16 protein-coding genes are annotated in these 19,343 nt (G+C 66.6%); 10 read left to right on the forward strand and 6 right to left on the reverse strand.

The window, feature by feature from the left end; translation table 11 throughout:
- Nucleotides 1–99: 99 nt before the first annotated feature.
- The 5 genes from moaA to B5F70_RS06915 all read left to right on the forward strand — a co-directional run bounded on the left by moaA (nucleotide 100) and on the right by B5F70_RS06915 (nucleotide 5,479).
- The gene (moaA, locus tag B5F70_RS06895) at nucleotides 100–1,191 is read left to right on the forward strand and encodes a GTP 3',8-cyclase MoaA (RefSeq protein WP_206383520.1); all 1,092 of its coding nucleotides are present in this window, start codon (nucleotides 100–102) and stop codon (nucleotides 1,189–1,191) included.
- 5 nt (nucleotides 1,192–1,196) lie between these two features.
- The gene (gene mobB / locus B5F70_RS10975) at nucleotides 1,197–2,411 is read left to right on the forward strand and encodes a molybdopterin-guanine dinucleotide biosynthesis protein B (protein ID WP_087204838.1); all 1,215 of its coding nucleotides are present in this window, start codon (nucleotides 1,197–1,199) and stop codon (nucleotides 2,409–2,411) included.
- Between the two features lie 146 nt (nucleotides 2,412–2,557).
- A complete protein-coding gene (locus B5F70_RS06905; RefSeq protein WP_087204839.1) occupies nucleotides 2,558–2,854 on the forward strand; it encodes a PTS sugar transporter subunit IIB in 297 nt (98 codons plus the stop codon).
- Between the two features lie 201 nt (nucleotides 2,855–3,055).
- Nucleotides 3,056–4,540 carry a family 1 glycosylhydrolase gene (locus B5F70_RS06910; RefSeq protein WP_087204840.1) on the forward strand — a complete coding sequence of 495 codons (1,485 nt, stop codon included), beginning with the start codon at nucleotides 3,056–3,058 and terminating at the stop codon, nucleotides 4,538–4,540.
- Nucleotides 4,541–4,780: 240 nt separating this feature from the next.
- Nucleotides 4,781–5,479 carry a Bax inhibitor-1 family protein gene (locus B5F70_RS06915; RefSeq protein WP_087204841.1) on the forward strand — a complete coding sequence of 233 codons (699 nt, stop codon included), beginning with the start codon at nucleotides 4,781–4,783 and terminating at the stop codon, nucleotides 5,477–5,479.
- Between the two features lie 219 nt (nucleotides 5,480–5,698).
- On the opposite strand, the gene B5F70_RS06920 is transcribed toward B5F70_RS06915, so the two are convergent.
- Nucleotides 5,699–6,649: a MurR/RpiR family transcriptional regulator gene (locus tag B5F70_RS06920; RefSeq protein ID WP_087204842.1), complete on the reverse strand. Its 951-nt coding sequence runs from the start codon at nucleotides 6,647–6,649 to the stop codon at nucleotides 5,699–5,701.
- Nucleotides 6,650–6,841: 192 nt separating this feature from the next.
- Here B5F70_RS06920 and B5F70_RS06925 point away from each other — a divergent pair, with 192 nt between their 5' ends.
- The 5 genes from B5F70_RS06925 to B5F70_RS06945 all read left to right on the forward strand — a co-directional run bounded on the left by B5F70_RS06925 (nucleotide 6,842) and on the right by B5F70_RS06945 (nucleotide 13,072).
- Nucleotides 6,842–8,284 (forward strand): glycoside hydrolase family 1 protein, encoded by a 1,443-nt coding sequence (locus B5F70_RS06925; RefSeq protein WP_087204843.1) that lies wholly within the window; start codon nucleotides 6,842–6,844, stop codon nucleotides 8,282–8,284.
- Between the two features lie 24 nt (nucleotides 8,285–8,308).
- Nucleotides 8,309–9,163, forward strand: coding sequence for a Cof-type HAD-IIB family hydrolase (locus B5F70_RS06930; RefSeq protein ID WP_087204844.1), 855 nt, complete (start codon nucleotides 8,309–8,311; stop codon nucleotides 9,161–9,163).
- A 298-nt stretch (nucleotides 9,164–9,461) separates the two neighbouring features.
- Nucleotides 9,462–10,388: an ROK family protein gene (locus B5F70_RS06935; RefSeq protein WP_158094957.1), complete on the forward strand. Its 927-nt coding sequence runs from the start codon at nucleotides 9,462–9,464 to the stop codon at nucleotides 10,386–10,388.
- A 126-nt stretch (nucleotides 10,389–10,514) separates the two neighbouring features.
- Nucleotides 10,515–11,969 (forward strand): family 1 glycosylhydrolase, encoded by a 1,455-nt coding sequence (locus tag B5F70_RS06940; RefSeq protein ID WP_087204846.1) that lies wholly within the window; start codon nucleotides 10,515–10,517, stop codon nucleotides 11,967–11,969.
- A 182-nt stretch (nucleotides 11,970–12,151) separates the two neighbouring features.
- Nucleotides 12,152–13,072: an AEC family transporter gene (locus B5F70_RS06945; protein ID WP_158094958.1), complete on the forward strand. Its 921-nt coding sequence runs from the start codon at nucleotides 12,152–12,154 to the stop codon at nucleotides 13,070–13,072.
- 145 nt (nucleotides 13,073–13,217) lie between these two features.
- Here the strand turns inward: B5F70_RS06945 and B5F70_RS06950 are convergent, their stop codons facing one another.
- The 5 genes from B5F70_RS06950 to B5F70_RS06970 all read right to left on the reverse strand — a co-directional run bounded on the left by B5F70_RS06950 (nucleotide 13,218) and on the right by B5F70_RS06970 (nucleotide 19,225).
- A complete protein-coding gene (locus B5F70_RS06950) occupies nucleotides 13,218–15,167 on the reverse strand; it encodes a hypothetical protein (protein WP_087204848.1) in 1,950 nt (649 codons plus the stop codon).
- Between the two features lie 150 nt (nucleotides 15,168–15,317).
- Nucleotides 15,318–16,292: a hypothetical protein gene (locus B5F70_RS06955; protein ID WP_087204849.1), complete on the reverse strand. Its 975-nt coding sequence runs from the start codon at nucleotides 16,290–16,292 to the stop codon at nucleotides 15,318–15,320.
- Nucleotides 16,293–16,301: 9 nt separating this feature from the next.
- On the reverse strand, nucleotides 16,302–17,249 hold the full coding sequence (locus B5F70_RS06960) for a GHKL domain-containing protein (RefSeq protein WP_087204850.1): 948 nt from the start codon (nucleotides 17,247–17,249) through the stop codon (nucleotides 16,302–16,304).
- Nucleotides 17,246–18,451 (reverse strand): hypothetical protein, encoded by a 1,206-nt coding sequence (locus B5F70_RS06965; protein WP_087204851.1) that lies wholly within the window; start codon nucleotides 18,449–18,451, stop codon nucleotides 17,246–17,248. Before B5F70_RS06965 ends, B5F70_RS06960 begins: the two co-directional genes overlap by 4 nt.
- Nucleotides 18,452–18,460: 9 nt before the next feature.
- Complete coding sequence (locus B5F70_RS06970; protein WP_158094959.1) at nucleotides 18,461–19,225, reverse strand: LytTR family DNA-binding domain-containing protein; 765 nt, start codon at nucleotides 19,223–19,225, stop codon at nucleotides 18,461–18,463.
- Nucleotides 19,226–19,343: the final 118 nt, after the last annotated feature.

Raw genomic sequence — 19,343 nt, forward strand, 5'->3', positions numbered from 1 at the left:
GCCCGCCGGGGCGGCCGTATGCGTCGCGGGCCTGTGCGATTGCGCTCGATTCATTCTGATGCGAGAATAATGCTGGAATCGAGACGAGGGGAGATGCGCATGACGGAAGAGCTGCACGACGGCTTCGGTCGCGGTATCACCTACCTGCGCATCGCCGTGACGGACAAGTGCAACTTCCGCTGCGTGTACTGCATGCCCGAGGAGGGCGTGCCCGCCCGCGCGCATGACGAGCTGCTTTCTGCCGAGGAGATCGCCCGATTCGTGCGCATCGCCGCCGCCGAGGGCGTCCGCCGCGTGCGCCTGACCGGGGGAGAGCCGCTTGTCTCGCATCGCATCGTGCCGCTCATCCGCGACCTTCGCGCCATCCCCGAGATCGAGGACATATCGCTCACCACCAACGGCGCGCTGCTGCCGCGCATGGCCGCCGAGCTCAGGGACGCCGGGCTCGATCGCGTGAATATCTCGCTCGATACGCTCGACCCTGCCCAGTTCTCGGCCATCACACGTCTCGGCCGTCTCGAGCAGACGCTCGCCGGGATCGACGCCGCGCTCGCGGGCGGCTTCGCGCCCGTGAAGGTCAACTGCGTGGTCGTCCGTCGGCTCGAGCAGGACGTCTTCGGTCTTGCCCGGCTCTCGCTCGAGCGGCCGGTGCACGTGCGCTTCATAGAGTACATGCCCATCGGCAACGAGAAGACCGGGGTCGACCGGGCGCACGATGCCGCCGAGGACCTTGCGCGCGGCAAGACCGCCGATCCGCACTGCCCGGGCGGCGTCGATGCATCTGCCTGGGACGCGAGCGACACCGTCCCGTCCGCGGAGCTGTGCGAGCGCATCGCACGCGCCGGCGAGGCGGCCGGTGTGGGCGCGCTCGAGCCGGTCGCCGCCGGCAGCGGGCCGACTGGGGCGGGGCCGGCCGCGTACTGGCGCTTCCCCGGCGCCGCGGGCACCGTCGGCTTCATCTCCGCCATGTCCAACCACTTCTGCTCGTCGTGCAACCGCATGCGCCTGACGGCGGACGGCGCCATTCGCCCCTGCCTCTTCTCCGATGCCGAGTACCGCGTCCGGGACGCCCTGCGCGCTGGCGACGACGCGGCGGTCGCGGCGATCTGGCGCGACGCGGTGGCGCACAAGCCCGAGGAGCACCATGTCATCAACGGGACGGAGCGCTTCATGTCCCAGATCGGAGGATGAGGGCCATGACCGACGATCCGCGCGCAGGGGCGCGCGACGCCTATCGCGACGAGCTGACGCACGTGGACGAGCACGGTGACGTGCGCATGGTGGATGTGTCCGAGAAGGCGACGACGCGCCGCGTCGCCATCGCCGAGGGGACCATCCTCATGCATCCCGAGACACAGGCCATGGTGCTCGAGGACCGCGCCAAGAAAGGTGACGTCCTCGCCTGCGCCCGCGTCGCCGGCATCATGGCGGCGAAGCGCACGAGCGATATCATCCCCATGTGCCATCCGCTCATGATCACCAAGGCGAAGGTCGATATCGCGCCCATCGCCGCGCCCGGCGCCGTGTCCGCCGCCGCGCCCGGCGAACTCGGCGAGCCCGGCGGTGCCGGCGTGTCGCCGGAAGGGTGGGCCCCGCCCCGGGAGGACGGCCGTGTGGGCTTTCGCGTGACCGCCACGTGCGGCGTCACCGGTGTGACCGGTATCGAGATGGAGGCGCTTACCGCGGCGAGCGCGGCGTGCCTGACCATCTACGACATGTGCAAGGCGGTCGACCGTGGCATGGAGATCGTCGACGTGCGCCTGCTTCGCAAGGAGGGCGGCCGCTCCGGGCTCTGGGAGCGCGGGACGACGGACGATGATGGTGCGGCTGAGGCCGAGGATGAGGGCGGCGCCCCCGCGCCGTCGAATACGCCGGCCGCCGCGCCTGCGCGCCCCGCGCCCGCCATCGCGTTCATCGGCTACCAGAACTCCGGCAAGACCACGCTCGTGGAGAAGGTCATCGCGGTGCTCACGCGCCGCGGGGTGCGCGTGGGCACCGTCAAGCACCACGGCCACGCGGGCTTTGACATCGACGTGCCCGGCAAGGACTCCTGGCGCCACGCCCGGGCGGGTAGCCGCCACGTGGGCATCGTGTCGGCCGCCCGCTACGCCGAGTACGCCGACACCGAGACGGAGCTTTCGCTCGAGCGCCTGCTTGCGCGCTATACCGATGTCGACGTGGTAATCGTGGAGGGTTACAAGTCGGCCGGTCTCCCCAACATCGTGGTCGCGCGCTCGGGCGTCGACCGCCTGCGCGGGGCGAATTCGCTCGACCTCGTGGATGGGCGCACGGTGGCGATCGCCTGTAACGACGCCCTTGCGCGCGGTGCGCGCCCCGAGGCACCCGTGGTGGACCTCAACGACGAGGAGGCCGTCGCCGACGTGGTGGAGCGCTGGCTGCAGGAGGGCTAGGGCCTTCGTTTGGGAATGCCGGCTGCTTGCGGCATCTTGCATTGTGGTATAAGAAGCCTTACCGGCGCGTGCCGCCTTCTTGCGGCGGCAGCGGCGTCGGCAGCCCATGCGACGGCGCGCGTCGCACCGTGTAGAGAGGACAGACGATGAGGGTTCTTTTGGCGTGTGCCGGCGGCATGTCGACGTCGATGCTCATGAGAAAGATGGAGGCCTATGCGGCCGAGCATGGGATCGACGACTTCCATATCGACGCGGTGGGCATCGGCAAGTGCAAAGAGGTCTGGCAAAACTACGACTGCATCCTCCTGGGACCGCAGGTGGGGTACAGCAAGGGCCAGGTGACCCGCTATGTCGAGATTCCCGTCGAGGTGATGGCGCCCATCGATTACGGCCGCCAGAACTGCGAGGCCATCTTCAGGCAGATCGAGGGCATGCTTGGTTAAGGGTCTCCCGAGGGCAGGGTGCGCGGTGCAAACCGGATGCGCCGCGGGGCCAGCCGGACGTCTTGGGGCGCCCGGCCGGTTTCATCTACCGAAAAGAAGTGTCAGACGCCGACTCGTTCGGTCTGCTGTCGCCCGGTCGGGGTATACGCCAATCGTTTGAGGCGCCGATGCGCGGCGCCGTCGCGTGAAAAGGAGCATATCATGGCATTTCCCGAAGGATTCCTGTGGGGCGGCGCCACCGCGGCCAACCAGTACGAGGGCGGCTGGGACGAGGGCGGCAAAGGTCCCAACACCTCCGATGCACTCACCAACGGCAGCCACACCGTGCCGCGCCGCGTGACGTGGCGAAACCCCGCCACGGGCGAGACCGGCTCCACCGGTATGGGCTTCGGTGCGCCCATGGAGGTGCCCGAGGGCGCCGAGGTCGCCATCATCGACGGCGAGTATTACCCGAGCCACACCGCCACCGACTTCTACCATCACTACAAGGAGGACATCGCCCTCATGGGCGAGATGGGCTTCAAGTGCTTCCGTCTCTCCATGAACTGGGCGCGCATCTTCCCCAACGGCGACGACGCCGAGCCCAACCCCGAGGGTCTGGCCTTCTACGACGCGGTCTTTGACGAGTGCGCCAAGTACGGTATCGAGCCGCTCGTGACGCTTTCCCATTACGAGACCCCGCTGCACCTCACCAACGCCTACGGCGGCTGGAAGAGCCGGGCGTGCATCGAGCCGTTCGTGCGCTACGCCACGACAGTCATGAAGCACTACCTCGGCAAGGTGAAGTATTACCTCACCTTCAACGAGATCAACATGATGAGCCACGCCCCCTACATGGGCGGCGGCCTCGTGGACCAGTCCCCGCAGGCCAAGGCGCAGGGTGCCCACAACCAGTTCGTGGCATCCGCGCTCACCGTCAAGGCGGCGCACGAGATCTCGCCCGACATCAAGGTCGGCCAGATGCTCGCCTTCGGCCCGACGTACCCCTACACGGCGGACCCCGCCGACGACCTGCTCGTCATGGAGCGCGAGCACGACACCCTCTGGTACTCCGACGTGCAGACGGGCGGCTACTATCCGGCCTACCGCCTGAAGGAGATGGAGCGCCAGGGCATCGAGCTCGAGATGGAGGAGGGCGACCTCGATCTTCTCGCCACCTACCCGGCCGACTTCCTGTCGTTTTCCTGCTACGGCGGCTCGACCGTGACCACCCATCCCGAGGATGCGGGCGTTGAGGGCGGCAACTTCACCCAGGGCGTCTCGAACCCCTACCTCGAGACGAACGCCTGGGGCTGGGCGACCGACCCGTACTGCCTGCGCCTCACGCTCAACAAGCTCTACGACCGCTATCGCAAGCCGCTGTGGATCGTGGAGAACGGCATCGGCTGGAGCGACGTCAAGGAGGCCGACGGCTCGGTCCACGACGACTACCGCATCGACTACCTGCGCAAGAACATCCAGAGCATGAAGGACGCCATCGAGATCGACGGCGTCGACCTCATGGGCTACACCATGTGGGGCTGCGTCGACTTGGTGAGCTGCGGCACGGGCGAGATGCGCAAGCGCTACGGATTCGTCTACGTCGACCGCGACGACGAGGGCAAGGGCACGCTCGAGCGCTCGCGCAAGGACAGCTTCTACTGGTACCAGAAGGTCATCGCCACCAACGGAGAGGACCTTTCCTAGGCACGCTCCCCGCGCGGCCCGGTGCCGCCGCACCCGACGTGACCGCGCCCACGCACCCGACGTGACCGCGCCCTCGCGCCGCCCGTATGCGCAAAGCGTGCGGGCGGCGCGTCTGTATGGAGATGCCGCGCCCTGTTCGCGTCGTCGCGACGCAAATTGGGTACCATAGGAGGATCCAAAGGTGCGTTCTCGCCGCGCGTGCCGAGGTAAGACCCACGCGGCGTACCAAAGGAGGCTCAGATGAACGAGCTCGAACAGTACGAATCCCCCATCTATACCGAGGAGGCGCCCGGCTCTGCGCCGCGTCTCATCTCGCGGCGCATGTACAACCTGGTCCTGACCGGCCTTGTGCTCCTGTCGTTCGCGATCATGGGCGTCTGCTCGCAGATGACCTCGACGCTTGAGTTCTGGATGTTCGTGGGGCGCAACCCGCTCATGTTCATGCTGCTCACGCTCGCGGGCTCCATCGGCGGCATCGTCGCCATGAGCATCGGCCGGGCGCGCGAGAGCCTGACGATCGGCATGATCGGCTACACGCTGTTCACGCTGACGTTCGGGTTTACCACGTCGATGACGCTCTCGATGTACGCGCTCGACACCATCTCCGCCGCCTTCACGGCGACTGCGGGCATCATGGTCGTCTTCGGTCTGGCGGGCATCGCGTTCCCGCGCTTCTTCGAGCGTATTGTGGGCGTGTGCGCGCTCGGGCTGCTCGCTGTGATCGTCGTGGAGGCCGCGCTCATGCTCTTCGGCATCCAGCAGAGCGTGACCGACCTCGTGGTCATCCTGCTCTTCTGCGGCTTCATCGGCTACGACGTGCATCGCGCCGCCACGGCGGTGCCCACGCTCACCAACGCCGTGTGGTACGCCATCGAGCTCTACCTCGACATCATCAACGTGTTCCTGCGCCTGCTCGCCATCTTCGGCCGCCGCGAGTAGCGCGCGGCGCGCCCGGCTGACGGGGCGCGGACAGGCAGACGGTGCGAAGGGCCCGGCGAGTGCGAGCGCTCGCCGGGCTTTTTCCGTGCGCCGGGGAGCCGCTGTGAGCGGATGCGCCGGCGGCAGGAGGCGCACCGGCGGCAGAGGCACCGGCGGCAGAAGGCGCACCGGCGACAGAAGAGGCGCCAGCGGCAGAAGGTGCACCGTCGACGTGCGGGCTCAGCGCATGCTCTGGACCATGTCGAGCGCGGTGCTTCCGCCGCCCGTCGGCTCGCCCGGCCCCGAAGGGCTCAGGGTCGCCCCGCGCCGCGCCCCCGTATCCTCGGGGTGCCCCAGGTAGGGGAGCGAGGCGCGCAGGAAGTCGAGGTCCTCGCGGTAGGAGCGGGCGAAGAAGCAGCTGAAGAGCGTGTCGAGCGTGTACTGGACGGCGATATGGCTCGCAAACTGCGTGATGCGGTTGCGCAGGCTCTCGCTGTCGCTCACGTGCAGGTAGGCGTCAAGACCGGGGTGGCGCCGCGCCGCGTAGGGCGTGCCGATGAGGATGATGGGGCATGAGCGCTCGCGCAGTATCGGCAGCAGACGAAAAATCTGGCTGGCAAGGCCCGAATACGAGATCATGAGCGCGGTGTGGCGCTCGTTGCCGGAAAGGGCGGTTCTGGTCTGGCGTTCGAGCGATTCGTGGCATGTTGCGGCGCGCCCGGCCGAGAGCAGGCGGTCGCAGAACATGTTCGCCGGGTAGAGGTTGTGCGAGGTGGTGTAGATGTCCACCTGCTCGGCCCGGTCGATGAGCTCGGCGGCGCGATCGACCGCGGCGGCGTCGAGCATCTCGCGCGTCTCGCGCAGCGTCTTGGCGTAAAGAAGCTCCATCCTCGGCCCGATATCCTGCGCGGTCTCGCCCGCTTTGAAGGGGAAGTTGATGTCGACGGCGTCTGCCGGCGCGACGCGCCGCGCCTCGGAGCGGGCGAGCTCGACCTTGAGCTCCTTGTATCCCTCCAGCCCGAGCTTGCGGCAGAGCCGGTGGATGCTCGCGATCGAGGTCGAGGTGGCGCTCGCGAGCTCTTTGATGGTGTAGCCCTGAACGCGATCCCCCATGGCGAGGACTGTGTTGGCGAGATGCTGCTCGGTGGGGGTGAGGTCGCGCGCGCCGCGTATACGGTAGACGATATCCAAGCCTGCTCCTTAGGTATCAAAACGTATCAGAGGTATCATAGGCCACAAACCAGTTGCTGGAAAGAAGTATCCGAACGCCCGCTTGCCGGCGTAAAGTGCCCCGCAGCGGTGCATACTTGACCATGTCGGACCGTATCGGCCGGACTGTTGCCCGAGGGGCGACCTGATACGGTCGCGAGAGAGGATGCTGACATGGCAGTTGTGTTTCCGAAGGGCTTCTATTGGGGCGGCGCCACGGCCGCGAACCAGTTCGAGGGCGCGTGGGACGTCGACGGGCGCGGCCCGAGCGTAGACGACCACTTCATGGGCGGCAGCGTGGAGAAGCCGCGCGAGATCACGCTCGACATCGATCCCGACAAGCTCTACCCCAACCACGACGGCATCGACTTCTACCACCGCTACAAGGAGGACATCGCGCTGTTCGCCGAGATGGGCTTCAACATGTTCCGCATGTCCATCTCCTGGAGCCGCATCTTCCCGACCGGCATGGAGGATGAGCCCAACGAGGCCGGCCTCGCCTTCTATGACAAGGTCTTCGACGAGCTCGCGAAGTACGGCATCGAGCCGCTCGTGACGCTCTCGCACTACGAGATGCCCTACGCCCTCGTCGAGAAGTACAACGGCTGGGAGAGCCGCGAGCTCATCGAGCTCTTCGAGAAGTATTGCGCGACCGTGTTCGAGCGCTATAAGGACAAGGTCACCTACTGGCTCACCTTCAACGAGATCAACTGCGGCACCTCCGCTATGGGCGCGCTCTTCGAGACCTCGATGATCCGGGGCTTCGAGGGCCCCGCGTCCAAGGTCGTCGTGACCCCGCAGCAGTGCTACCAGGCGCTGCACCATCAGTTCGTGGCGAGCGGCCGCGTGGTGCGCCTCGCCCACGAGAAGTACCCGCAGTTCAAGATGGGCAACATGGACTGCTTCATCCTCTCCTACCCGGCGACCTGCGACCCGGCGGACGTGCTCGCCAACCTCAAGGAGATGGACCGCATGAACTGGTACTGCTCCGACGTCCAGGTTCGCGGCGCCTATCCGTACTATGCGAAGCGCTACTGGCGCGAGAACGGCATCGAGCTCGACATCGCCGACGGCGATATGCAGGACATCGCCGACGGCAAGGTCGACTTCTACACCTTCTCGTACTACATGAGCGGCACCGTGGGCACCCACGAGGTCGAGATGATGCAGGGCAACATGGCCATGGGCGGCAAGAACCCCTACCTCGAGGCCACCGACTGGGGTTGGCAGATCGACCCGACGGGCCTGCGCGTCGCGCTGAACGAGATTTACGCCCGCTACGAGATCCCGCTGATGGTGGTGGAGAACGGCATGGGCGCCTTCGATGCGGTCGAGGAGGACGGCTCGATCCACGACCCGTACCGCATCGACTACCTGAAGCGCCACGTGAAGGCGATGGGCGAGGCCATCGACGACGGCGTCGACCTCATCGGCTACACCTGGTGGGGCCCGATCGACCTCGTGTCGGCCGGCACGGGCGAGATGCGCAAGCGCTACGGCTTCATCTACGTGGACAAGCACGATGACGGCACCGGCACCTACGAGCGCCGCCGCAAGGACTCCTTCTTCGCCTATCAGAAGATCATCAAGTCCAACGGCGCTGAGGGCCTGGAGTAGGGATTTCGGAAAGGATTACCGGCGATGTCCGATAAGAAGATCATCTTCCTCGACGTGGACGGCACCATCACTGACTACGAGAACAACATCCCGCAGTCGGCGAAGGACGCCATCAAGCTCGCCCGCGCCAACGGGCACCGCGTCTACATGTGCACCGGCCGCAGCAAGGCCGAGAACCCGCCCGAGATCTGGGAGATCGGGTTCGACGGCATGATCGGCGGCAACGGCTGCTACGTGGAGGACCACGACCACGTGGTCATGCACCAGCTCATCACCCTCGAGCAGTGCCGCCATATCGTGGACTGGCTGCACGGCCGCGGCCTCGAGTTCTACCTCGAATCCAACAACGGCCTCTTTGCGAGCGAGCACTTCCGCGAGGCCTCCCAGAAGGTCATGGTCGAGTACGCCAAGGGCAAGGGCGCAAGCGAGGAGGAGGCCGAGAAGTCGGCCCACGCGTTCTCTGACGTGCTCATCTACGGCGGCGAGCTCTACCGCGACGACCTCAACAAGGTGAGCTTCATCCTCTCGAGCTACCAGGACCATCTCGACTCCATCGAGGAGTTTCCCGATCTGGTGGCCAACACCTGGGGTGGCAAGGGCGAGCATGCGCTCTTTGGCGACCTCGGCGTGAAGGGCATCGACAAGGCGCACGCTGTGCGCGTGCTCGTGGACTACCTCAAGGCCGATATGGCCGACACCATCGCCGTGGGCGATGCCAAGATCGACATCCCCATGTTCGAGTGCTGCGCGCAGAGCGTGTGCATGGGTTCGGGCGGCGAGGAGGCCAAGGCCGCGGCCGACTGGGTCACCACCGATGTGGATGACGACGGCATGTGGAACGCCTTCGTGCACCTCGGTCTTATCGAGGACAACAGGTAAGGCGCGGGTGCTCGGCGGCGGGCTCGGCGCGCCCCTGCGCGGGCGTCGCGGCGCGTCGCTGCGACATAGCTCCCTCTTCTGTGGGCGGCGGACCGGTGGGGAACGGTCCGCCGCCCGCTTGCGTACGCCGCGTCCCGTCCCGTCTGATAAGAGGGCGCGTCCGCCTGCCCGCCGCTCCTTCGGCCCGCCGGATGCTCGCGTTGCCCGATTTGCCGCGACTGCCGCCGTGCTCTCGGGGTATGCTTGCTGCGTACCTTCGGTTCGGGCGGCGGCGCTTGCCGCCAAGGGAGGAGACCCCATGAACGTAGTGGTTTTCGATGTGGGCGGCACGTCGGTCAAGTACGGCCTCATGCAGGACGACGAGCTCAAGGCGCAGGGCAAGGTACCCACGCCGCAGGGGGCGGACGCCACGCAGGAGGAGTTCCTTGCCGGACTCGACGGCGTGATCGACAAGCTCCGCGCCGAGGCAGGAGGGGCACTCGACGGCGTGGCCATGTCGCTCCCTGGTACCATCGACGTGGACGCGCGCTACATCAAGACGGGCGGTGCGCTTCTCTACAACTATGAGACGGACGCCAACACCTGGGCTGCGCGCTGGGGCATGCCCGTCGAGATCGAGAACGACGCGCGCTGCGCCACCATCGCCGAGTACGACCTCGGCAACCTCCAAGGTGCCAAGACCGGTGTGGTGCTCGCCTTTGGGACGGGCATCGGCGGCGGCATCATCATCAACGGCGAGGTCTACAAGGGCACGCACCTCTATGCGGGCGAGGCGAGCATGATCTACATCGAGACGCCGCCCGTGACCCAGGAGCTCGTCAGCGGCACCTCGTTCTCGGACAAGTGCAGCACCGTGTCGCTTACCCGCCTCATGGCCGAGGCCAAGGGTCTGGATGGCTGCTCGGGCGAGGAGGCGCTTGCGTGGGTGAAGGCGGGCGACGAGGTTGCCTGCGGGGTGTTCGACACCTATCTGGAGAACCTCTCGCGCGAGATCCACAACATCCAGTGCCTGCTTGACCCAGATGTGGTCTGCCTCGGCGGCGGCATCAGCCAGGATTCGTTCTTCGTGGAGAAGGTGCGCGAGGCCGTGCGCTACTTCAACGAGGACTTGCTGCCCTTCGCCTTCCCTGTACCCGAGATCCATGCGTGCAAGTTCTTCAACGACGCGAACCTGGTGGGCGCCTACCGCCACTTCCTCCGCATGCAGGCCAAGCGCGCCGCGTAAACCGCCCCGTTGCGCCGCCGTGCGGGCGCTCACCGAAAGACGCCCCTCGTTCATCGTCCCAAGCAAAACGAATGCGCGGAGATGGGCATTTTCTGCTCTGCAGTGCAGATTTGAAAGGAGCTTTACATGGCACGTTTCCCGGCAGGATTCCTGTGGGGCGGCGCGACGGCCGCCAATCAGTGCGAGGGCGGCTGGCAGGCCGAGGGTAAGGGCGACAGCACCTCCGACCACCTCACGGGCGGTACGGTCGACACGCCGCGGCGCTACACGCATGACATCGAGGAGGGCACGTACTACCCCTCCCACGAGGCCATCGACATGTACGGCCACTACAAGGAGGACATCGACCTCTTCGCCGAGATGGGCTTCAAGTGCTACCGCTTCTCCATCAACTGGACGCGCATCTTCCCCAAGGGCGATGAGACCGATCCCAACCGCGCGGGCATCGAGTATTACCGCGGCATCCTCCAGCATATGAAGGACAAGGGCATCGAGCCCGTCGTCACCATCTCCCACTACGAGATGCCGTTCCATCTCTGCGATGCGTACGGTGGCTGGACCAACCGCAAGACGATCGACTTCTATGTGCGCTACGCCACGACGCTCTTCACCGAGTACAAGGGCCTCGTAAAATACTGGCTCACCTTCAACGAGATCAACTGCGGCCTCATGAAGTTCGGCGATTACATGAGCCTCGGCATCCTGCCCAAGGAGGATGGCCCGACCATGTTCCACGATCCCAACGAGACCGTCGAGGACCGCACCAGGCGCTTCTGCGCGCTGCACCACCAGTTCTTGGCGAGCGCCAAGGCCGTGCAGGTGGCTCACGCCATCGACCCCGCGAACAAGGTCGGCTGTATGATCGCGGGCAACATGCCCTACGCCTACACCTGCAACCCCGACGATCAGCTCGCTGCCCAGCGCGCGTTCTATCAGGGCAACTACTACTGCGGCGACGTGCAGGTGCGCGGCGAGTACGCGCCGTTTGCCGGACGCATCTTGAAGGAGGCCGGCGTCACGCTCGACTGGGAGCCGGGCGACGCCGAGACCCTCAAGGCCGGTACGGTCGATTTCTACACGTTCAGCTACTACATGAGCAGCTGCGTCTCCACCGATCCCGAGGCGACCAAGGCCGCCGGCAACATCTTCTCCGGCGTGAAGAACCCCTATCTCGAGGCGAGCGACTGGGGTTGGCAGATCGATCCCAAGGGTCTGCGCTACTACCTGAACGACGTCTACAACCGTTATCGCATACCGCTCATGATCGTGGAGAATGGTCTGGGCGCGGTGGACGAGCGCGCCGAGGACGGCGGTTTCCACGACAGCTATCGCATCGATTACATGCGCAAGCACATTGAGCAGATGGCCGAGGCCATCGAGGACGGCGTGGACCTCATGGGCTACACCCCGTGGGGCTGCATCGACCTCGTGTCCGCCTCCACGGGAGAGATGAAGAAGCGCTACGGCTTCATCTACGTCGACAAGGACAACGACGGCAACGGCGACCTTCACCGCGAGCGCAAGGACTCCTTCGCGTGGTACCAGAAGGTCATCGCCACCAACGGCGAGGACCTGGACTAGCCTATTTGGCTCATTCGGGGACGGGGTCGTTTTGACCCATGGGGCGGCGCGTTCGGGCAACCGGGTGCGCCGCCCCCGCATGTTGGGCGCATGTTTGGGGACGGGGTCGTTTTATGCAGGCATGCATAAAACGACCCCGTCCCCAAATGCGTACAATGGAGGGTGAGCGAGGGGGCTGGCGTATGGATGTGGGACAGACGATGTCGATCATGGTCACGCAGACGGTGGCCATGTTTCTTATGATGGCTATCGGCATCGCGCTCCATATGGCGCACTACCTCGATCGCAAGGGCGCCCAGCAGCTTGCGAGCATCGCCGTCTACGTGGCGACGCCGGCGGTCGTGGTGAGCTCGCTCGCCACCGACTTCTCATGGGACAAGCTCGCGAACGCGGGCATCTGCGCGGTGCTCTGCGTGGTCCTCACGTTGGGCTCCGCCGCCATCGCGTGGCTCGTCTACCGCGATCGGCAGCGCATCTCGCAGTTTGCCATCATGATCTCAAACATGGGCTTCATCGGCATCCCGCTGGTGCAGAGCGTGCTGGGCGAGGAGTACGTCTTCTACGTCTCTGCCGCCATCGCCGCGCAGGTGCCCATTTCGTGGACCTATGGCATCTGGCTCGTCTCGCAGGACAAGAGCCTCATGTCGCCGCGTAAGGTGCTTACAAACCCCTCGGTGATTGCCGTGGCCGTCGGCATCGTGCTCTTCTTCTGCTCGGTCAACCTCTCGGGCGTGCTCGAGGTCACGGCGGTCGATATGGGCAACCTCAACACGGGGCTCGCCATGCTCGTGTTGGGAAGCTATCTGGCAGAGACCGACTTCCGCTCCATTCTGCGCAACAAGAACGTCTACCTCACGAACGTCATCCGCCTCGTTGTCGTGCCGCTCGCCACCATCGCGCTGCTGGCGCCGCTTCCGGTGGCGCTCGAGGCCAAGCTCGTGATGCTCATCGCCTTTGCCGCGCCGTGCGGCACCACGACGGCGATGTTCTCGCAGATGTTCGGCGGCGATTACCGCTTAGGGGCGGGCTTGGTCTCCGTCTCTACGCTGCTCTCGATGCTGACTATGCCCGCAATGCTGTTCTTGGGGCTACTGGTGTTTTAATCCTGTGCGGCCGGCAAGGGATTGTTGGCTCTACGAGAAAAGGGCCGGTCGCATCCTGTTGATGCGACCGGCCCATGCATGACCGCGGTATGGGTTCTGGCTGCGGCGGGCGCGCTTGCCCACGGATGCAGCCGGCAGCCACACGCTACTTGCGGCGCTTCGAGCCCACAGCCACAAGCCCTGCGCCGGCAAGGCCCGCCGCCGCAGCTCCCGCGCACGTAATCAGCGAAGCATCGCCCGTGCTCGCGAGCGTGCCGTTTGCCGGGCCGTTGCCGTTGCCGGTGGGGGAACCCGTCTGCCCGCCGGCTGCGCCCGCGACGTTTGCCAGCACAAACGTGGAGAAGTGCGAGGTCGTGAAGCTCACGGTGCCGGCACCGGCGTTGACGGTGGCATTCATATCGGTCACCGTGCCGTCATCGGCCACATGGAAGACGCGCAGCCCTTCCAGGCTCATGCCGAGCGGGACGCGCATGGTAACCGTCACTTGGTCGCCTGCGGGAATCTCGAACTCCGCACCCGTGGGGTCCTCAAGGTGGATGTCGTAGACGTACATCTTGGTGACGCCCGCGATGGCGGCGTTGATAGCGTCTCCCGCCGCAGTGGCCACGTCACCGTCCAGCCAATCGGTCACGAGGGTGAGCATGCTCCATATCGCATCATCGGAGTAGGAGCTGCCGTCTTCTCCGACTACGGTGCCCGCCTGATGGGTGAGCATGGCGCCGTCCTCGTTGGCAATAACCGTTTCGGACGCTGCGCGCAGCTTGAGCGTGGAGGGTGCAGAGAGGTTGATGGAGAGGGTGTTGGGTCCTCCTACGCGGCTGATGGTGCCCGCCCCCTGGGAGAGCTCGTAGGAGAGCGCTTTATCGGCGGGATAGGTAACCAAAAGGTCGGTCGACATGCCTTGGCCGTCGCCGCGTACAAAATAGATGCCAGAGTCGGGCTGGCTGCTGAAGAGCGGATCGTCCTCATCGAGAGCGGCCGCATCGATCGTCATGGTCCAGGCTGTGCCGCCGCCCGGGTTGCTAAAGCTGATGCCCTCGTCTGCCTCGACCGTGAGCTGGTACCACGAGCCTAGCTCAGGATGATCGGGGAACGTCATGACGCCGTTCTCGATGGTGTAGGGGAGGAGGTTCCCGTCCGCGCCCCACGGCTCTGCAACGTTCTTGTAGGTGTAAAACGCGTACGTGCCGGTCGCAGTCATGTCATTGATGACGAGGTTTCCGCTCGCATCATGGGTGATCGACATGGTTTCCGGCTCGCCACCGTCCTCGGGGAGGCGCATGGCCCACACATCGGTAAGGTCGTCCACGCCGAGGGTGTCTTCGAGGCCATAGAACGTGAGGTCGAACGTTACGCCGTCGCTCGCGGCAAGGTCGTGCTGCGCCACATCGAGCGTGCCGTCGCTGCCGTCGGTGAGGTATTCGTCGAAAGCGATGTCGACGGTCTTTAGGCCTTCGAAACCACCGTTGGCGAGATGAGTGTCATACGCCTGCTGCTGGGCGGCGTTGAGGGTGGTCGTGTTGACGGCGATGGGGTACTCGTTGGCGCCCGCGCCGCCGATGCGGTCGCAGAACGCCTGCCAGGCGTCGATGCAGGAGGCATCGACCCTGCCGTTCGCGGGAATCTCGCTCGCGTTGGATGCGGCGATGAGGGTGGTGGCACCCGTCCACCGCGCGGTGAGGACGATCTCGTGGATGCCGTTGCTACCGGTATCGCGGAAGTCGGAGGCGGCAAGCTCCTTGTCGAAGGCGATCTGCTCGAACCCGGTCGTCCAGCCTTGGAACGTATGCACGGTACCGTCGTTGAAGGTCACCGTTTGCCCTGCGGTGTAGTCGATGCTATAGCGCGCAAGGACCTCATCGATGGTTTCGCCCAGCGTGACGCTAAGGCTTTGGTTGGGCAGCGTGCCCGTTGGATCGTTGAGGTACAGCGAGAGCTGGTAGCTCGCATCTGCTTGTGCGCTCACGGCGGCGTCATCCGCCCATGCGCCCGTGGGCGCGAGCCCCGCCGTCACGGCCGCGACGCCCGACGTGGCGAGCAGCAGCGCCGCGGCCAGGGGCGCAACGCGCCGGGCTGCTCCGTTCCATCTTCTCATACGGTTCCCTCCTTCTCCGCGCCGGAAGTGCGGCGCGTCCAGATGCAGTCTTCCGTATTCTCCCAACAGGCAGCGGGCGATAAAAGAGGTTTGGCAGGACAGGTGGCCTCTGCGGCAGCATCGGTCGGTGCGGCGGCGTCGTGCGCCTGCCTACGCGTGCAGCTGCCGGCGGAGCTCCGCCGCGTAGTCCCGGGCACGGTCCAGCTCGCCGCGCTCCACGAGCATGCCGATCACCTGCAGGTGGTTGCGCTGGTCGTGCCTGAAGCGCGCCGCCGCCTCGGCCTCGCGCGCCATGCGCCGTGCGGCATCCGCGTGCACGGCAAGCTGCGCCTCAAGGCCCGCGGCGCGCGCCCGCTCGCGCTGCGCGGTGCTGAACCGACGCAGGGAGAAGACGGCCGCGATGTCCGCAGCGGCGCAGAACAGGGTCACGCCTAGCATCACGAGCGCGAGGGGCGTGGGGATGACGCCCAGCCCGCCGCAGAAGTAGGCAGTGTAGAGGACGAGTATCACGAACCCCTGCGTGGCCAGAAACCGCCCGTATGGGGCAGCATCCTCCGCGTCCTCGACCTGCCCGCTTCCATCTAGTGCAGCGCGGTCCAGGGGTCTCGAGCCGTCTGCCGCCGTGCGGTCGTATGCAAGGATCGCCTCCCGCTGCCGGGCGAAGAGCCGTCGGAGCGCCAGGCCGAGTATGGCGAGCACCACCAGCCCGGCAACGCGGACCGCAAACTCGAGCGGGCTGCTCGTTACCTGAGCCGTGAGGGGGAGGCCCAGCACGCTGTAGAGCACCATGGTGGAGGTTTCTACCGTCAGCTCCGCAATGACCCCGATGGCGATTGCCGCGGCGCGCACCGTGCGCGGGCCGCGCCAGCACAGGTAGGGGATGAGCACGTAGTCGGTAAGATACCAGAGCACGCGCTGGGTGGGATCGGGACCGATGGGCAGGAGCATGTTGCCGACGATCTGGCACGCGATCGCCGCCGTCCAGTACACGCGCGGGTTTTTGATGGGCAGGACCCATGCGCAGACGGCATGGTAGACCAGGTCGAAGGCAACGTGCTTGACGGTGAAGTTGAAGAGCAGGATGGCGAGGGCGCCGGTATCGGCGGCTTGGAGGAAGGGCTGCATGGAGGGCTCCTAGTCTTTCCAGAGGGCGCTCAGGGTAAAGACGCCGTTCTCGCGCGTGCAGGCGAGGTCGCCGTCGCGCCGCTCGACGATCTGGCGCATGATGGCGAGACCGAGCCCGTGGCGGGGGAGCGCTCCCGTGCCGTGGCGGGCGGCATCCGTCTCCCGTCCGGCGCCCTCTCTGCCTGACGTATCAGGCGCCGCGACCGGGTTCTCGACCTCCAGAAGGAAATAACCCTGTGCGGGGTGCGCGTAGAGGCGGATCCAGCGCTTGCCCGTCGGCAGTGCGGTGCAGGCGTGCACGGCGTTGTCGAGCGCGTTGGCGAAGAGCGCGCAGAGCTCGACGTCAGGGGTGGCGAGGTCTCCCGGCACGGTCGCGTCCGCATCGAGCTCGACGCCCTCCTCGGCACACCACGCGGCCTTGGCTGCCAGAAGCGCGTCGACCACGGGGTGCTCGCAGAAGCGGTCGTCCGGCGTGCGGACCACCTCGGCCGCGCCTGCCAGGTGGGTGAGCGCGGCGGCATCGTCGCCCGTTGCGAGGGCGGCCTCGACCTGGGCGAGCTGAGCATCGAGCTCCGTGCGCACGCGGTCGCCTTCGGCCTGCGTGCGCCGCATGAGCAGGGCGTAGTGCTCCTGCGCGGCCACTTGGTCCTCCAGAAGCGCCGCTCGCTCGGCCTCGATGCCAGCTCGCTCGGCGTCGAGTAGGCTGCGGAAGAACAGCGGGTTCAGACAGGCGCAGACCACGCCCATGGCCGCCGCCAGGAGCGCCACGGCCTCCCAGGCGGCGAAGTGCGGGCGGAGCAGGAACGCGCTGGCCACGAAGAGGATCTGGCTCGCCGGCATGAGCAGGTTGACCGCACGGCGCGCAAGCGGCAGCTCGCGGAGGAGCCACCACAGGTAGACGGTCGAGACGGCGAGCGCGCCGAATGAGACGGCTCCCAGGGCGTAGACGATGTTCATGGGGTTTCCTCAAGGATCGGTGCCGTTCGAGAGGCGGCTGGACACGGGGCGCCGGCGGCGCCGCGAGGCCCGCGGCGGGACTCGGGTCGCGCTGGGCGGGGCGGCGGCGCGTCGGCGACGGATGAGGAGGAGGTCGGGCTCGGCCGGGTGTCTGGTGTCGCGATATCCCGTGCGCCCGGCGTCGCGGCCGCGGGCTCGGCCACGGCGGGTGCCTCGCCGATGCCGCGGCGCAGATCGCGCGCGTAGGCCAGGGCACGCCTGCGCTCTCCACGCTCCACGAGCACCCCGAGCACCTGCAGGTGGTTGCGCTGATCGTGCCTAAAGCGCGCCTCCGCCTCCGCCTCCCGCATCGTGCGGCGCGCGGCGTCTGCGTGCACGGCGAGCTGTCGCTCGAGCGCCTCCGCCCGTTCACGCTCCCGGAGCGCCGCGCCCAGGCGCCTGAGCGAGGCGAGGGCGAGCACGTCGGCGCCGAGGCAGATGGCGACGAGAGCCGCCATGATGAGGTAGGGGGCGGGCGAGATGTTGCGGTGCGCCATGATGACCGCCGAGCCGACGAGCAAAGATCCCAGCTGGGTGGCGAGGAAGAGCAGGTACGGTCGGTCGGGTGTCCGGGCGGCGCGACGGTCGCGCTGGTGCGGGTGCGCGGCGCTGCGCAGGCGGTTTGGCGACGCTCCTGCATCTGCATCGCTCGCTGCAGCCTTCGCGTTGCCCGCTCGCCTCGCGCCTCGTCCGCATCCGCCCGCAGCGGACCCCTGCCAGCCGGCGCGCCGGACGGCGATCGCCATGACTCGGCCGATGGTGAGCATCGATACCCCGCACAGGATTCGCGCAACGATGCCGGTCGCATCGACCGCATCGCGGTTGACGCTGAGTCCGGTGAAGAGGATGAGGATCCCGAAGACCATCTCGCTGGAGATCTCGGTCGCCACGAGCACGAGCGCGCAGACTGCGCGCCGCGCCCAGGGCGCCTTCCAAAATAGACAGGGGATTACGAGGTAGTTGAGGACGTACCCCGCGATATTCCAGGACGTCAGGGTGGTCGGGCTCGCCAGCGCAAGCGCAAGGGGGCTGATCGCGAGCATGCAGGCGAAAAAGGCGGCGGGCCGCCGGACGGGCAGCAGCCAGGTGGCGACGACGGCGATGACGGCGTTGACGCCAAGGAGCACGATCTGGTTGAGGGCGGACAGCGCGAGCAGCTGCATGGGCGCGGCCTACCGGCGACGGGCTCGCAGATGGGCGAAGAGCGCGGCGCGCACCTCGGCACGCATGCGGCGGCTTACGGGGACCTGCTCGCCGCTTACGAGCGTGATCGACGAGGCGTCGAGCGAGGTCACGGCATCGAGGTTCACCGCGAAGCTCTGGTGGCAGCGCACGAAGCGCGCGGGCAGCGCGTCGAGCAGGTCGGAGAGCTTGCCGTAGACCTCCAACACGCCGCGCGCCGCGTGGACGCGGACCACGTGGAGCCGGCTCTCCAGGTACCGGATCTCGGCGGGCTCCACCACCTGGTCGGCGCCCTTGACCTTGAGGCAGAGGGGTTCCTCGGCCGTGCGCGCGCGGGCGGCCAGCGCGAGGTCGAGGGCGTAGGCGACGTCCTCGGCGCAAAACGGCTTGCGCAGGTAGGCGGCGTGGGGCGTGCGGTAGACCTGCGTGTGGAACGCGTCGTAGCCGCTCACGTAGATGATCTGCGTGAGCGGGGAGCGCGCGAGCAGACGGTCCACGGCCTCGATGCCGTCGGCGGCGGGGCCGGCGGTTGCGGGGTCGAGCACGATGTCGATGAAGACGATGTCGGGGACGTAGGCCTCGTCGAGCTGGCGCGCGAGCTCATCGGCCGAGGCGAAGCAGCGTACCTCGAAGAAGGCGCCTTGCAGGGGCTCGCTCGCTGCGGTCGGCGCATCGGACGGTCGGGAGGCGGTCACGAGCCGTGCGAGTGCCTCGGCGTCCGCGGGGATGTCATCGACGATAGCGGCGGCGTACACGGATCCTCCTTCCCGGTTCATGGCTACGCAATGCTCACATTATAGGTGCGCCCGGCTTCTTGCCCGCGATGGAGGCCCTAAGCTGCCGAAGCTGATGAAAATCGAGCCGAATATGCAT

Origin of the sequence: Collinsella sp. An268, assembly GCF_002159765.1 — a bacterium.
Taxonomy (GTDB): domain Bacteria; phylum Actinomycetota; class Coriobacteriia; order Coriobacteriales; family Coriobacteriaceae; genus Coprousia.